We start from the raw sequence: 15,766 nt of genomic DNA, 5'->3' as shown, positions 1-15,766 counted from the left end.
GAATGCTATTTCAGCAGCGTCTCAGCGAAACCGGTCAACCTCATGCCGCAAGTCCGCCGCCAGCGATTCCAGCTCTTTGGCGGTAATGGCCAGGTTCGACACCACTTCGCGCTGCTCACTGTTGGCCAGCGCAATGCTCTGCAAATTGCTGCTAAGCAAGGTCGCGGTGCTGCTCTGCTCCTGAGTCGCAGTGGTGATCGCCGCAAATTGCTGACCCGCCGAACGACTTTGCTCATCAATCCGCGCCAGTGCCGAGGCGACATTGGCGTTGCGCGACAGGCCTTCCTGCATCAGTACGTTGCCCTGCTCCATGGTGCTGATGGCGTTGCCGGTTTCCTGCTGGATGCTCTGGATCATCCCGGAGATTTCATCGGTCGCTTCACGGGTGCGCGACGCCAGGTTGCGCACTTCATCGGCCACCACGGCAAAACCCCGACCCTGCTCGCCCGCACGGGCGGCTTCGATGGCGGCGTTCAGTGCCAGCAGGTTGGTTTGATCGGCAATCGCGGTAATCACCCCAACGATGCCGCCGATTTCCTGGGAGCGCTGGCCGAGGGTGTTGATCACCGTTGCGGTGCTGTTCAACGCGCCAGCGATTTGCTCCAGCGAGGAAGAAGCTTCCTGCATCGACGTACGACCGATCTGAGTTTGCTGTGCGTTTTCCTGGGCCATGCGCTGGGTGTTGCTCATGTTGTCGGCGATGTTCAGGGAGGTGGCGCTGAATTCTTCCACGGCGCCAGCCATGCTGGTGATTTCGCCGGACTGCTGCTCCATCCCCTCATAAGCACCACCGGACAAACCGGATAAGGCCTGGGCGCGGCTGTTGACCTCTTCCGACGCCTTGCGGATGTGCTCGACCATGGTCGACAGGGCCTGGCTCATCTGGTTGAAGGCCCGGGCCAGCTGGCCGATTTCGTCGTTGCTCGAGACGTTCAGACGCACGCTCAAATCACCGGCGCCCAGCGCTTCGGCCTGCCGCACCAGATCCCCTAACGGCGCCAGTTTGCTGCGCAGCAACCAGACCGCCGAACCCACCGCGATCAACATCGCCAACAGACTGCCGATGGCCAACTGAATGCCGACGCTCCAGGTCACAGCGCTGATTTCTTCTTGCGGCATGCTCGCCACCACCGACCAGGGGCCGCCATCGAACGGCACGGCGACACTGTAGAAATCTTCCGATTTATCGGTCCAGAAATCGCCCTTGCCCGGCGTTTTCGCCAAGGCAACAACGGCCGATACCGCTTTATCCTGCGCTTGCACACCGGCAATCGGCACCAGCCATTTGCCCTGCTCATCCAGCAAAGCCAAGGAGCCGGTCGTGCCGATGCGGAAGCGTTTCAAGTTCTCGAACTGCGCGTTCTGCGCGTCGGTGTAATCAAATCCTACGAACAGCACGGCAATCACCTTACCGCTGCTGTCACGAACGGGGGTGTACTGGGTCATGTAGGAGCGTTCGAACAACAAGGCGCGACCGACGTAGCCCTGCCCGGCGATCAAGCGTGCGTAGGCCGGGTGGGCGTGATCGAGCAAGGTGCCGATGGCGCGGCTGCCGTCCTGTTTGCTCAGGGAAGTGCTGACCCGCACGAAGTCTTCGCCGCTGCGTACGAACAAGGTCGCGACGCCGGCGGTCATTTGCTTGAACTCGTCGACTTCCTTGAAGTTGTTGTTCAGCACTTCACTGCCCAAATGCAGGCCCGGCGTCTGCACGCCCGCCACGGTCACCGGCTCATCCGGGTGCACACTGAGGCCGGCGCTGAAGCGTTTCTCGAACAAACCGCTCAGGCGCTGGGTGCTTTCCCGCAGCGTGCCGTGAAAGGTGCTGAGCTGATCGGCGAGCAAGCGGGCCTCACTGGCCAGGTGTTCCTCACGGGTGGCGAGGTTAGCGGTGTCCAGCGAGCGCAGGGCGAACACGGTGCTGCCGCTGATGACAATCGCCAGGATCACGGCAAGCGCGAGACCAAGCTGTGAGGCGATCCGAGCACGGGGATGAGACATGACAGCTCCTGGCCGAGCAACCGGATCCTCCTTGATCCGATCACTCAGCAAAATTTCTAATAAGGGGACAAACGCGGAACCTGCACGAAGGTCCCACCTGCAGATTTTCGGCGGCAAACCTGAATACTTGAGTAATTAGCCCGGTTTTGGCGCATGACCTGTGGAATGGGTTTCGCCGGAGATTCAGCTCAGGCGTTCAACGTCCGGCAATTCCATGGCCCGCACTTCGCCCTGTAGGAAATCGCTGAGCCGGCGCATGCGTTCACCGCCGGGGCGGGTTTTCGGCCAGACCAGGTAATATTTCTCACCGCTGGCAACGGCGGTCGGCCACGGCAAACTCAGACGTCCCTGGGCCACGTCCTCGGCCACCATCAGCAAATCCCCCATCGACACGCCGTAACCCCGTGCAGCGGCGATCATGCCCAGCTCCAGGGTGTCGAATACCTGCCCGCCCTTGAGCGACACCTGATCGGCCAGGCCCATGCGTTCCAACCAATTGCGCCAGTCACGGCGGTCCGGAGCCGGGTGCAGCAGTTCGGTGGTAGCCAGTCGGGCGACGTCCCAGGGCTGGTCGTCCAGCAGATTGGGCGCACCGACCGGGATCAGCTCTTCCGGGAACAGCATGGTCGTCTCCCAGTCCGGTGGGAAATTTCCTCGGCTGAGGATCACCGCGCAGTCGAACGGTTCGTGGTTGAAGTCCACGGTGTCGATGTCCATCCAGGCGCTGGTCAGTTGCACTTCGTTGCCCGGTTGCACATGCCGGAAGCGGCTGAGCCGCGCCAGCAACCAGCGCATGGTCAGGGTCGACGGGGCTTTCATGCGCAGGATGTCGTCCTCGGCGCGCAGGGTGTTGCAGGCGCGTTCCAGCGCGGTGAAGCCTTCGCGGATGCCGGGCAAGATCAGCCGCGCCGATTCGGTCAATTGCAGGTTGCGACCGCTGCGGTGAAACAGCCGACAGGCAAAGTGATCTTCGAGCGTACGAATATGCCGACTGACCGCACTTTGGGTAATCGACAGCTCTTCCGCTGCGCGGGTAAAGGAGCTATGCCGCGCTGCCGCTTCGAATGCGCGCAGGGCATACAAGGGAGGAAGCCGACGAGACATGCAGAAAGCTCCTATAGCGGGATGGGGCCAACTTATCAGAAACCCCGCTAGATGAGTTTTAATCATGCCACCCATCCTTTTTATCCCTTTGTGCAAACCCCGCAGAGCGCCGAGAATCGAGCCTTCCCCATTAACACTGCCAATGGAGCGTGATGACCATGCAGCATCCAGCACGTACCGAACTCTGGGCCATCCTGCGGCTGGCGGGGCCGTTGATTGCCTCGCAGTTGGCGCACATGTTGATGGTCCTCACCGACACCTTGATGATGGCGCGCCTGAGCCCCGAGGCGCTGGCCGGCGGTGGCCTGGGCGCGGCGACTTACTCGTTCGTGTCGATTTTCTGCATCGGCGTGATCGCGGCGGTCGGCACTCTGGTGGCGATTCGTAAAGGCGCGGGCGATATCGTCGGCGCGGCACGGCTGACCCAGGCCGGGTTGTGGCTGGCGTGGTTGATGGCGCTGGTGGCCGGTTTGCTGCTGTGGAACCTCAAACCGGTGTTGCTGCTGTTTGGCCAGACCGAAACCAACGTGCACTCCGCCGGGCTGTTCCTGACGTTCCTGCCGTTCGCCCTGCCCGGCTACCTGAGCTTCATGGCCCTGCGCGGTTTCACCAGCGCCATCGGCCGGGCGACGCCAGTGATGGTGATCAGCCTGTGCGGCACCGTGGCCAACTTCGCCCTGAACTACGCGTTCATCACCGGCATGTTCGGCTTGCCGAAAATGGGTCTGGTGGGGATTGGCCTGGTGACCGCGATTGTTGCCAACCTGATGGCTGTAGCCCTGGCGCTGCACATTCGGCGGCATCCGGCTTACGACGCTTACCCGTTGCGCCAGGGCCTATCGCGGCCGAACCGCCAGTACCTTAAAGAACTGTGGCGCCTGGGCCTGCCGATCGGCGGCACCTACGCGGTGGAAGTCGGGTTGTTTGCTTTCGCAGCGTTGTGCATGGGCACCATGGGCAGCACGCAATTGGCGGCGCATCAGATTGCCCTGCAGATTGTCTCCGTGGCGTTCATGGTGCCGGCGGGGCTGTCGTACGCGATCACCATGCGCATCGGCCAGCATTACGGCGCCGGGCAATTGCTCGACGCGCGGCTGTCGGGGCGGGTCGGGATCGCGTTTGGCGGCGCCTCGATGGTCGCTTTCGCCATGGTCTTCTGGCTATTGCCGAATCAGTTGATCGGTTTGTTCCTGGACCACAACGACCCGGCCTTCCGCCCGGTCATCGACCTGGCCGTGAGCCTGTTGGCGGTGGCGGCGTGGTTCGAGCTGTTCGACGGCACGCAAACCATCGCCATGGGCTGCATTCGCGGGCTCAAGGATGCCAAGACCACGTTCCTGGTCGGGCTCGGTTGCTACTGGCTGATTGGCGCGCCGGCGGCGTGGGTGATGGCGTTCAATCTGAACTGGGGGCCGACGGGCGTCTGGTGGGGTCTGGCGCTGGGGCTGGCGTGTGCGGCGGTGAGTCTGACGCTGGCGTTTGAGTGGAAGATGAAGCGGATGATTCGGCGGGAGCCGGCGGTGCAGCAGCGCTTCGAAATCCCCCAGCCGGACTGAGATGCCCCGGTGAAATGCGATCTCCTGTGGGAGCGGGCTTGCTCGCGAATGCGGTGTATCAGTCACATCAAGGCTGAATGACACACTGCATTCGCGAGCAAGCCCGCTCCCACATTGGGGTCGGTGTTAGCTCACGATTTCGAGGGCGGGCTGCTGACTGGAGCCGAAGGTCAGGTATTCAACCAGTTCCGCCAACGGCAACGGCTTGCTGATCAAATACCCCTGCACCTGATCACACCCAAACCCACGCAACAAATCCAGCTGCTCCGGGGTTTCCACGCCTTCGGCCACCACTTCCAGGTTGAGGTTGTGCGCCAGGTTGATCATCGCGTGCACCAGTTTGCGGTTCTCTTCCCGTTCTTCCATGCCGCCGACAAAGCTCTTGTCGACCTTGAGCAAGGTAATCGGCAGGCTGTTGAGGTGCACGAACGAGGAGAATCCGGTGCCGAAGTCGTCGAGGGAGAAACGCACGCCGAGGCGGCCGAGGGCGTCCATGGTCTGCTTGACCAGATCGCTGCGACGCATCACCGCGGTTTCGGTCAGTTCGAATTCCAGCCATTGCGCTTCGACGCCGCGCTCGCTGATCAAGCGGCTAAGCGTCGAGAGCAACTGACTGTCCTGAAACTGGCGGAACGACAGGTTGATCGCCATGTGCAACGCCGGCAGACCCCGTTCGCGCAACGCCTGCATATCGCGCAGGGCCCGGGAAATCACCCAGTAACCCAACGGCACGATCAAACCGCTCTGCTCCGCCAGCGGCACGAACTCGCTCGGCGGCAGCAAGCCCCGTTCGGCATGGCGCCAGCGCACCAGGGCTTCGAGGCCGACGATCTGGCCGTCTTGCAGGTTCAGGCGCGGCTGGTAATGCAGTTCCAACTCATCGCGACGCAAGGCCCGGCGCAGTTCGCTTTCGAGGTCGGCGACGCTGCGGGCATTGCGGTTGATGCGTTCGTTGAAGATGTGAAAGGTGCAGCCCTGGGTGCTTTTAGCCTGCTGCATGGCGATGTGCGCGTGCCACATCAACGGGTCAGCGCCGGCCTGGGCACGGGCATGGGCAATCCCGAGGCTGGAGCCGATCAACAGGCTTTCGCCATCGATCCAGTAAGGCTCGGCCAGGGCTTCGGTAATGCGTTCAGCCATCCACTCCGCGCGTTGCGGCGCGCGGCGGGTGTCGATCAGCAGGGCAAATTCATCGCTGCCGAGGCGCGCCAGTTGATCGCCGGCCTCAAGCTGGCTTTTGAGCCGCGCGACCACTTGCAGGATCAACCGGTCGCCAGCCTGATGGCCAAGGGCATCGTTGGCGTAACGGAAATTATCGAGGTCGAGGTGACCGAGGGCCAGGCCGCGACCGTCGTTTTCCGCCAGACGCGCCGCGAGCAAGGTCTGGAAACCCTGGCGGTTGGCGATGCCGGTCAGCGGGTCTTGCTCGGCCAGGCGTTGCAGGGTGTTTTCCAGCACGCCGCGCTCGCGCACATGGCGCAGGCAGCGGCGCAACATGCCGGGATCGAGCAGATCACGCACCAGCCAGTCGCTCACACCATCGGGCGGCGCTGACGGTTCGTGTTCGAGCAACAACACCGTCGGCAGGCTGCAACGGCCGGGCGCGGGCTGAAGGGCCGGGATCGTCAACAACACCGCGTGGCGGTTGTCCTCGAACAGACTGCTGACCGACTCCCAACTCGGCGCGCTGATCAGCACTGCCGAGCTCCCCATTGGAGCCAGACACTCGCGCAACAACGCTGCCCACGCTGGCTCTTCGGCCAGTAGCAGCAAACGCAAGGGTTCGACAGGCGTAGACAAGCTAGCTCCCTAGACTCTGCAATGATGTAGGCGGCGGGCATTATGCCGCGCCGGTAACCAATGACCAAATGACACCGGTTATCAAACACGGCTTTGTGTCTGGAATACGAACATTAGCCGCAAATTCTCCGCGCATCCTGCGTGAAAGTAACAAAACCGGCAAATAGAGATCGCGTGCTGCGTCACAAGTCGGAGAGAGCAGCACAATTCGCTGAGCCTGTTAAAATGCCGGCCCATTTCACAGATGACTCCCTGATTCCGTATGTCCCGACTCAATCCCCGGCAGCAAGAAGCCGTGAACTACGTCGGCGGCCCTCTATTGGTGCTCGCCGGTGCAGGCTCCGGCAAGACCAGCGTGATCACGCGCAAGATCGCGCACTTGATCCAGAACTGCGGCATCCGTGCTCAGTACATCGTCGCCATGACCTTTACCAACAAGGCTGCGCGGGAGATGAAGGAACGGGTCGGCACCCTGCTCAAGGGCGGCGAAGGCCGTGGCCTGACGGTGTGCACGTTCCACAACCTGGGCCTGAACATCATCCGCAAGGAACACGTGCGGCTGGGCTACAAGCCGGGCTTCTCGATCTTTGACGAGACTGACGTCAAAGCCCTGATGACCGACATCATGCAGAAGGAATACGCGGGCGACGACGGCGTCGACGAAATCAAGAACATGATCGGCTCGTGGAAAAACGACCTGATTCTGCCCGCCGAAGCCCTGGAAAACGCGCGTAACCCGAAAGAGCAGACCGCCGCCATCGTCTACACCCACTATCAGCGCACGCTCAAAGCGTTTAACGCGGTGGACTTCGACGACCTGATCCTGCTGCCGGTAAAACTCTTCCAGGAACACGCCGACATCCTCGAAAAGTGGCAGAACAAGGTTCGCTACCTGCTGGTGGACGAATACCAGGACACCAACGCCAGCCAATATTTGCTGGTGAAACTGCTGATCGGCACGCGCAACCAGTTCACCGTGGTGGGCGACGATGACCAGTCGATCTACGCCTGGCGCGGCGCCCGCCCGGAAAACCTGATGTTGCTCAAGGACGATTACCCGTCCCTGAAAGTGGTGATGCTGGAGCAGAACTACCGCTCCACCAGCCGCATCCTGCGTTGCGCCAACGTGCTGATCTCGAACAACCCCCACGAGTTTGAAAAACAACTGTGGAGCGAGATGGGCCACGGCGACGAAATTCGCGTGATCCGCTGCCGCAACGAAGACGCCGAAGCCGAGCGCGTGGCCGTCGAGTTGCTGACCCTTCACCTGCGCACCGACCGGCCGTACAGCGACTTCGCGATCCTCTATCGCGGTAACTACCAGGCCAAGCTGATCGAGCTGAAGCTGCAACACCATCAGATTCCTTACCGACTCTCCGGCGGCAACAGCTTTTTCGGACGCCAGGAAGTGAAAGACCTGATGGCCTACTTCCGGCTGATCGTGAACCCGGACGACGACAACGCCTTCCTGCGAGTGATCAACGTACCGCGCCGGGAAATCGGCTCGACCACCCTGGAAAAACTCGGCAACTACGCCACCGAGCGCAAAATCTCGATGTACGCCGCCACCGACGAAATCGGCCTGGGCGAGCATCTGGACACGCGCTTCACCGATCGCCTGTCGCGCTTCAAGCGCTTCATGGACAAGGTCCGCGAGCAGTGCGCCGGCGAAGACCCGATCTCGGCCCTGCGCAGCATGGTCATGGACATCGATTACGAGAACTGGCTGCGCACCAACAGCTCCAGCGACAAGGCTGCCGACTACCGCATGGGTAACGTCTGGTTCCTGATCGAGGCGTTGAAAAACACCCTGGAGAAAGACGAAGAAGGCGAGATGACCGTCGAAGACGCCATCGGCAAACTCGTCCTGCGGGACATGCTCGAGCGTCAGCAGGAAGAGGAAGACGGCGCCGAAGGTGTGCAGATGATGACCTTGCACGCCTCCAAGGGCCTGGAATTCCCCTACGTGTTCATCATGGGCATGGAAGAGGAAATCCTCCCGCACCGTTCCAGCATCGAAGCCGACACCATTGAAGAAGAACGCCGACTGGCGTACGTCGGGATTACCCGGGCGCGTCAGACCCTGGCCTTCACCTTCGCCGCCAAGCGTAAGCAGTACGGCGAGATCATCGATTGCGCGCCCAGCCGCTTCCTCGATGAGCTGCCGCCGGACGACCTGGCCTGGGAAGGCAACGACGACACACCCGTTGAAGTCAAAGCCGTTCGCGGCAACACCGCATTGGCGGATATACGCGCGATGTTAAAGCGCTAGAATCGACTACTTTTTAACCAGCCCTGGACGCACAGGCGTCCGTAGAGGAAAGCTTCATGGAAGCACTGCACAAGAAAATTCGCGAAGAAGGCATCGTGCTTTCCGATCAGGTCCTGAAAGTCGACGCCTTTCTGAACCACCAGATCGACCCGGCCCTGATGAAGCTGATCGGCGACGAATTCGCCACGCTGTTCAAGGATTCGGGCATCACCAAGATCGTCACCATTGAAGCCTCGGGCATTGCTCCGGCGATCATGACCGGCCTGAACCTCGGTGTGCCGGTGATCTTCGCCCGCAAGCAACAGTCCCTGACCCTGACTGAAAACCTGCTGTCGGCGACTGTTTACTCGTTCACCAAGAAGACCGAAAGCACCGTGGCCATCTCCCCGCGCCACCTGACCAGCAGCGACCGCGTGCTGATCATCGATGACTTTTTGGCTAACGGTAAGGCGTCCCAGGCGCTGATTTCGATCATCAAGCAGGCTGGTGCGACCGTGGCCGGTTTGGGGATTGTGATTGAGAAGTCGTTCCAGGGTGGACGTGCGGAACTGGATGCGCAGGGTTATCGGGTTGAGTCGTTGGCTCGCGTTCAGTCGTTGGCTGGCGGCGTCGTGACCTTCATCGAATAAACCCATGTGGGAGCGGGCTTGCTCGCGAAAGCGGTGTGTCAGTCGACATCAACAGTGACTGACACTGCGCTTTCGCGAGCAAGCCCGCTCCCACATTTGATTTCTGTTGGGCGTTAAATGGCGGTGGCTTTAAGGCCCGTAAGCAACAACCGCTGAAACAAATCCTCTTTCAACCCGTCCGTGTCAGTCAGTTGCATCCGCTCCAGATGCTCCGGGTATTGCGCTGCCTCCGGCGCATCCAGCGCAGCCTTGCCCAATTCCAGAATCTCGCTCAGCTTGAACTTGCTCTTCAACCAGTTCAGCGCCCGCAACACGTCCCGCTCCACCTCGGTGAAATCGCAGCCCAGCGGATACTCCGGAAACAGGTTCGGGTGTCGCGCCTTGATGTCCTGCAAACGCTGAGGGCTGTTGTCCGCGAAGCGTGGATCGATGCGGAAGTTCTTCGGCAACTTGCCAACGGCTTGAGCCTGTTCGATCAGCCCCGGTTGGAAGCGCGAATCGCTGATGTTCAACAACGCCTCGATCACCGCCGCATCGGTCTTGCCCCGCAGGTCGGCGATGCCGTATTCAGTGACCACGATGTCCCGCAGGTGCCGTGGAATGGTGCAGTGGCCATATTCCCAAACGATGTTCGAACTGACCTCACCGCCAGACTCGCGCCAACTGCGCAGGATCAGCACCGAACGCGCACCTTCCAGGGCATGGCCCTGGGCGACGAAGTTGTACTGCCCGCCGACGCCGCTGAGCACCCGCCCGTCTTCCAACTGATCCGCCACACCGGCCCCCATCAGGGTCATGGTGAACACGGTGTTGATAAACCGCGCATCGAGGCGCTGCAAACGCTTGAGTTCTTCCTGGCCATAGAGCTCGTTGATGTAGCTGATGCGAGTCATGTTGAATTCGAGCAACTTGCTTTGGGGCAACTCGCGCAGGCGCTCGTAGAAACTGCGCGGCCCGAGGAAGAACCCGCCGTGCACCGAGATGCCGTCGGTTTGCGCCGTTTCGTCGAGGGTGCCGGCGTTGGCCTGTTGCTGGGTCGGCACGTCCGGGTAGACCTTGCGCCGTACGATCCCGGCGTCGGCCAGCACCAGCAAACCGTTGACGAACATCTCGCTGCAACCGTAGAGGCCCGTGACGAAGGGTTCGACGCCGCCCTCGCGCTCGATTAACTGCGCCCACTGGCTCAGGTTCAGATCCGCCAGTAACGCCTTGTATCCGGCGTTATCCGCCTGGCGCGCCAGCAATGCCGCCGTCAGCGCATCGCCCATGGAGCCGATGCCAATCTGCAATGTGCCGCCATCGCGCACCAACGTGCTGGCGTGCAGGCCGATAAAGTGATCCTGGAAACCCACCGGCATGTTTGGCGTGGAGAACAGCGTGGTGTTGTCCTTCTCGTCGATCAGCAGGTCGAACGCGTCCATGCCGACTTCGGCATCACCGGGCATGTAGGGCAAATCGTTGTGCACCTGGCCGACGATCAGGACCGTCTCCCCCGCCGCCCGGCGTTTGGCGATCATCGGCAACAGGTCGAGGGTGATGTCCGGGTTGCAGCTCAGGCTGAGGCGATCGGGATGGTCGCCATGGCTGGCTACCAATTGCGCCACCAGGTTCAAACCGGCGGCGTTGATGTCCCGGGCAGCGTGGCTGTAGTTGCTGCTGACGTAATCCTGCTGGGCCTGGGCGCTGTGCAACAGGCTGCCAGGCTGCATGAAAAATTGCTGGACCTGGATGTTGGGCGGCAGGCTGTCTTTTTGCAGCGGCGCGAGGAAATCCAGTTCCGGGTAATCACCGAAGACCCGTTCGATGAACGGTTCGAGGAAGCGCTTTTGCAGGCCATCGCCCAAGGAGGGCCGGCCGAGGCACAGAGCGGTGTAGATCGTCAGCCGCCGCTCGGGAAGTTGCGCGACACGCTGGAACAGCGCGTTGACGAAGTGGTTGGGTTTGCCCAGACCCAGGGGCAGGCCCATGTGAATATGCGCCGGCAACCGCGCCAGTACGTCATCGACCGCCTGTTCGATTGAACACAACTGCACCATCTGATCCTCCCGCACGTTCCGTGAATTGGGGTTGGACCGAGCTTGCCGGGTCTTTGCTGCAAAAAACAGTCACAGATACCAATTCATGCAAACACTGATGACCCCTGTGGGAGCGAGCCTGCTCGCGAAAGCGGTGTGTCAGTCACCCTAAATGTTGACTGATGTGCCGCTTTCGCGAGCAAGCCCGCTCCCACAGTGGTTTTGTGATGGTCTTCAGGGCAAATCGCAGGCACAAAAAAGCCGCTCGCAAGCGGCTTTTTCGCGAAAGATGCTGGCAGGTTACAGGCCGGACATCTCTTTGATGGCGCCCTTCAGCTCGTCATCGGAGCAATCGGCACAGGTGCCTTTTGGCGGCATGGAATTGATACCGGTAATGGCTTTGGCCAGGATGCCGTCGAGGCCGCCCTGGTGATCAGCGCGCTCTTTCCAGGCAGCTTTGTCGCCGATTTTTGGCGCGCCCAGCAGGCCAGTGCCATGGCAAGCGTTGCAATGTTTTGCAATAACGTCTTTAGGCGCCTTTGCACCACCGCCGGCGGTAGCGGCAGCGACTTCCATCCCTTTACACTCTTGACCTGTTACACAGACCTGACCGACAGGCTCAAGGCGCTTGGCGATGTCGTCGGTGGTAGAAGCTTGTGCGCTCACTGCCCATAGGGCCAATACAGTTGCTGGTGCAGCCAGCATTTTCATAATTAGGTTCACGCGTTCACCCTCAATGGTGGCTATTCACGCCCGCGCCACGGTTCGCAGGCGGGCGCAAGTATAACGGCAAGCCCGCCACACTGAAACAACCCCAAAATCAAAGGGGTCTTGTTGCGTGGCGTAAAACGGTTCGGGCGCCTTCACCGTGCTGGCAGGACGCCTCTTTCTTTAGAAATTCGCCGGCGTGGCTGCGCTGATTAGTCGCGCCGGTGCGTCGAACGGATTCCGGAAACGGTGCGGCTTGGTACTTTCAAAGTAGTAGCTGTCGCCGGCTTCGAGCACAAAAGTTTCAGCACCGACCACCAACTCTAGCCGCCCCTCCACCAAAATTCCGGTTTCCTCGCCCTCATGGGTGAGCATCTCGTCACCGGTGTCGGCGCCCGGCGGGTAGATTTCATTGAGGAATGCAATGGCCCGGCTCGGGTGCGCCCGGCCGACCAGCTTCATGGTCACGGCGCCATCGGAAATATCGATCAGCTCGTTGGCCTTGTAGACGATCTGGGTCGGTTTTTCCTGCAGGATTTCTTCGGAAAAGAACTCGACCATGGACATGGGAATCCCGCCCAACACTTTGCGCAGCGAACTGATCGAGGGGCTGACGCTGTTTTTCTCGATCATCGAAATGGTGCTGTTGGTGACGCCCGCGCGTTTGGCGAGTTCACGCTGCGAAAGACCTTTGAGCTTACGGATGGATTGCAGTCGTTCACCGACGTCCAATGCTGGAGCCTCCAGGGATTCAGGTTGTAAGGATATTGAGCGTTATCATGGCGACAGCGTTCAGTATTTACAACACTTTGGCCTGAATCCCGTTCGGTGAGGCGACTTCCGACGCGCGGCGTTTGCGGTCAAGCCCCGGAATAGAGCAGCGGCACCCGGCGCAGGTTGCAGAAGATCTGGTACGGAATCGTGTCGGCGGCCATGGCTACTTCGCTGGCCAGGACGTTTTTGCCCCACAACTCGACGGTCGAACCGAGCCCGGCTTGCGGCACGTCGGTCAGGTCGATGCAAAGCATGTCCATCGACACCCGGCCCAGCAACTGGCTGCGCTGCCCGGCCACCAGCACCGGCGTACCGGTCGGCGCGTGGCGCGGGTAGCCATCGGCGTAGCCCATCGCCACGACGCCAATGCGCATCGGCTTCTGGGTGATGAACTTGGCGCCATAGCCCACGGGCTCGCCAGCCGGCAATTCGCGCACGCAAATCACTTTCGATTCGAGGGTCATCACCGGTTGCAGGCGCGAGGCCACGGCGTTGGCTTCTTCGAAAGGCGTGGCGCCGTAGAGCATGATGCCCGGACGTACCCAATCGCTGTTGATCTGCGGCCAACCCAGCACCGCCGGCGAGTTGCGCAGGCTGATCTCGGCGGACAAGCCCTGGCGCGCCGCTTCGAACACCGCGACTTGCTCGGTACTGGCCTGTTCGTGCAGCTCATCGGCCCGGGCGAAGTGGCTCATCAAGACGATTTTCGCCACTTTGCCGCTGGCCAGGAGCCGTTGATAACCCGACTGGAAATCCTTTGGATGCAAGCCCACCCGGTGCATGCCCGAATCGAGTTTCAGCCAGACCGTGATCGGCTTGCTCAACGCAGCCTTTTCGATCGCTTCGAGCTGCCACAGCGAATGCACCACACACCAGAAGTCATGCTCGACGATCAGCGACAACTCATCGGCTTCGAAAAAACCTTCCAGCAACAGCACCGGCGCCCGAATCCCAGCGGCTCGCAGCTCCAGCGCTTCTTCAATACACGCCACCGCAAAACCGTCCGCCTCGGCTTCCAGCGCCTGGGCGCAACGCACCGCGCCATGGCCGTAGGCATCGGCCTTGATCACCGCGAGGGCCTTGGCCCCGGTGATTTCACGGGCGATTTGATAGTTTTGACGCAGGGCTTGAAGGTCGATCAGGGCACGGGCAGGACGCATGGCGGCAGACTTCTAGGCGGTCATGGGAATAAAAAACCGGCGCTGGCTGACGGCGTGAACCGCCAACAGCACCGGGAGAGGGATCGTTACAACCGATTAAGGCAGTGCGGCAACCACTGACAGCTCAACCAGGATTTCCGGTTCGCACAGCTTCGACTCAACCGTGGCACGGGCCGGGGCAACGCCTTTTGGCAGCCACTTGTCCCACACCGAGTTCATGCCGGCGAAATCCGCGTTGATGTCTTTCAGGTAAATCGTCACCGACAGGATGTGGCTCTTGTCGGTGCCGGCCAGGTCGAGCAAACGCTCGATGTTGGCCAGGGTTTCACGGGTCTGCTGTTCAATCCCGGCGCTCATGTCATCGCCGACCTGCCCCGCCAGGTACACCGTACCGTTGTGGGCGACGATCTGACTCATGCGTTCATTGGTGAGCTGGCGCTGGATTGCCATGTTTTGCGGACTCCTTGATTTTGCTGCCATAACGGGAAATATCGAGGCCTTCGGCGCTGATTTGCGGGGTTCTCTTCGCCATCAGGTCCGCCAGCAAACGACCGGAACCACAGGCCATGGTCCAACCGAGGGTGCCGTGACCGGTGTTGAGGAACAGGTTGCTGAACGGGGTCGCGCCAACGATCGGCGTGCCGTCCGGGGTGGTCGGGCGCAGGCCGGTCCAGAAACTCGCCTGGGCCAGATCGCCGCCCTGAGGATAAAGGTCGTTGACGATCATCTCCAGGGTTTCGCGCCGACGCGGGTTCAGCGACAGGTCAAAACCGGCTATTTCAGCCATGCCGCCAACGCGGATGCGGTTATCGAAACGGGTGATCGCGACCTTGTAGGTCTCGTCGAGAATGGTCGAGGTCGGGGCCATCGCCGGGTTGGTGATCGGCACGGTCAGGGAGTAACCCTTGAGCGGATACACCGGGGCCTTGATGCCCAGCGGCTTGAGCAGTTGCGGCGAGTAGCTGCCGAGGGCGAGGACGTAGCGGTCGGCGGTTTCCAGCTTGCCGTCGATCCACACGCCGTTGATGCGATCACCGGCGTAGTCGAGTTGCTGAATGTCCTGGCCGTAACGGAACTCCACACCCAGCTTCACAGCCATTTCGGCCAGGCGGGTGGTGAAGATCTGGCAGTCGCCGGTCTGGTCGTTCGGCAGGCGCAGGGCACCGGCGAGGATGTCGGTAACGCTGGCCAGGGCCGGTTCGACCCGGGCAATGCCGGCGCGGTCGAGCAGTTCGAACGGCACACCGGACTCTTTCAGCACGGCGATGTCTTTCGCGGCGCCGTCGAGCTGAGCCTGGGTGCGGAACAGTTGGGTCGTACCCAGGCTGCGGCCTTCGTAGGCAATGCCGGTTTCGGCGCGCAATTCGTCGAGGCAGTCACGGCTGTACTCGGACAGGCGGACCATGCGCTCCTTGTTCACCGCGTACCGGTTGGCGGTGCAGTTGCGCAGCATCTGCGCCATCCACAGGTATTGGTCGATGTCGGCGGTGGCCTTGATCGCCAGCGGCGCGTGGCGCTGCAACAGCCACTTGATGGCCTTGAGCGGCACGCCCGGCGCGGCCCACGGCGAGGCATAACCTGGCGAGACCTGCCCGGCGTTGGCGAAACTGGTCTCCATGGCCGCAGCCGGCTGCCGGTCCACGACCACCACTTCAAACCCGGCACGTGCCAGGTAGTAAGCACTGGCCGTACCGATAACGCCGCTACCCAAGACCATGACGCGCATTTTTTTGTCCCTCATCGCGGCGTA

The 15,766-nt window shown here is 61.3% G+C and carries 12 protein-coding genes; 3 read left to right on the top strand and 9 right to left on the bottom strand.

Annotated features, from left to right (window positions below; all coding sequences use genetic code 11):
• Positions 1–21: 21 nt before the first annotated feature.
• Positions 22–1,998 (bottom strand): methyl-accepting chemotaxis protein, encoded by a 1,977-nt coding sequence (locus BK665_RS06190; protein WP_123403830.1) that lies wholly within the window; start codon positions 1,996–1,998, stop codon positions 22–24.
• Positions 1,999–2,181: 183 nt separating this feature from the next.
• Positions 2,182–3,102, bottom strand: a complete 921-nt coding sequence (locus BK665_RS06180; protein WP_123403828.1) for a LysR substrate-binding domain-containing protein — start codon at positions 3,100–3,102, stop codon at positions 2,182–2,184.
• A gap of 158 nt (positions 3,103–3,260) precedes the next feature.
• Between BK665_RS06180 and BK665_RS06175 the strand changes: the two genes are divergently transcribed.
• Complete coding sequence (locus tag BK665_RS06175; protein ID WP_123404344.1) at positions 3,261–4,658, top strand: NorM family multidrug efflux MATE transporter; 1,398 nt, start codon at positions 3,261–3,263, stop codon at positions 4,656–4,658.
• Positions 4,659–4,784: 126 nt separating this feature from the next.
• On the opposite strand, the gene BK665_RS06170 is transcribed toward BK665_RS06175, so the two are convergent.
• Positions 4,785–6,458, bottom strand: coding sequence for a putative bifunctional diguanylate cyclase/phosphodiesterase (locus tag BK665_RS06170; RefSeq protein ID WP_123403826.1), 1,674 nt, complete (start codon positions 6,456–6,458; stop codon positions 4,785–4,787).
• A gap of 262 nt (positions 6,459–6,720) precedes the next feature.
• Between BK665_RS06170 and rep the strand changes: the two genes are divergently transcribed.
• Positions 6,721–8,730 carry a DNA helicase Rep gene (gene rep, locus BK665_RS06165; protein ID WP_123403824.1) on the top strand — a complete coding sequence of 670 codons (2,010 nt, stop codon included), beginning with the start codon at positions 6,721–6,723 and terminating at the stop codon, positions 8,728–8,730.
• A 56-nt stretch (positions 8,731–8,786) separates the two neighbouring features.
• Complete coding sequence (locus BK665_RS06160) at positions 8,787–9,359, top strand: xanthine phosphoribosyltransferase (protein WP_054048490.1); 573 nt, start codon at positions 8,787–8,789, stop codon at positions 9,357–9,359.
• Between the two features lie 113 nt (positions 9,360–9,472).
• On the opposite strand, the gene BK665_RS06155 is transcribed toward BK665_RS06160, so the two are convergent.
• The 6 genes from BK665_RS06155 to dadA all read right to left on the bottom strand — a co-directional run bounded on the left by BK665_RS06155 (position 9,473) and on the right by dadA (position 15,742).
• The gene (locus BK665_RS06155; protein WP_123403822.1) at positions 9,473–11,395 is read right to left on the bottom strand and encodes an acetyl-CoA hydrolase/transferase C-terminal domain-containing protein; all 1,923 of its coding nucleotides are present in this window, start codon (positions 11,393–11,395) and stop codon (positions 9,473–9,475) included.
• Between the two features lie 279 nt (positions 11,396–11,674).
• Positions 11,675–12,085 carry a c-type cytochrome gene (locus tag BK665_RS06150; protein WP_123403820.1) on the bottom strand — a complete coding sequence of 137 codons (411 nt, stop codon included), beginning with the start codon at positions 12,083–12,085 and terminating at the stop codon, positions 11,675–11,677.
• A 180-nt stretch (positions 12,086–12,265) separates the two neighbouring features.
• Positions 12,266–12,814, bottom strand: coding sequence for a cupin domain-containing protein (locus tag BK665_RS06145; protein ID WP_047226150.1), 549 nt, complete (start codon positions 12,812–12,814; stop codon positions 12,266–12,268).
• Between the two features lie 128 nt (positions 12,815–12,942).
• Positions 12,943–14,016 carry an alanine racemase gene (gene alr, locus BK665_RS06140; protein WP_123403818.1) on the bottom strand — a complete coding sequence of 358 codons (1,074 nt, stop codon included), beginning with the start codon at positions 14,014–14,016 and terminating at the stop codon, positions 12,943–12,945.
• 96 nt (positions 14,017–14,112) lie between these two features.
• Positions 14,113–14,466 carry a RidA family protein gene (locus tag BK665_RS06135; protein ID WP_123403816.1) on the bottom strand — a complete coding sequence of 118 codons (354 nt, stop codon included), beginning with the start codon at positions 14,464–14,466 and terminating at the stop codon, positions 14,113–14,115.
• On the bottom strand, positions 14,438–15,742 hold the full coding sequence (gene dadA / locus BK665_RS06130) for a D-amino acid dehydrogenase (RefSeq protein ID WP_123403814.1): 1,305 nt from the start codon (positions 15,740–15,742) through the stop codon (positions 14,438–14,440). The genes BK665_RS06135 and dadA overlap by 29 nt, the downstream gene beginning before the upstream one ends.
• Positions 15,743–15,766 lie beyond the last annotated feature (24 nt).

The organism is Pseudomonas frederiksbergensis, from assembly GCF_003732665.1.
Lineage (GTDB): Bacteria > Pseudomonadota > Gammaproteobacteria > Pseudomonadales > Pseudomonadaceae > Aquipseudomonas > Aquipseudomonas frederiksbergensis_G.
The sequence above is the reverse complement of the archived record's forward strand: the minus strand, read 5'-3'. Positions and strand labels throughout refer to the sequence as shown.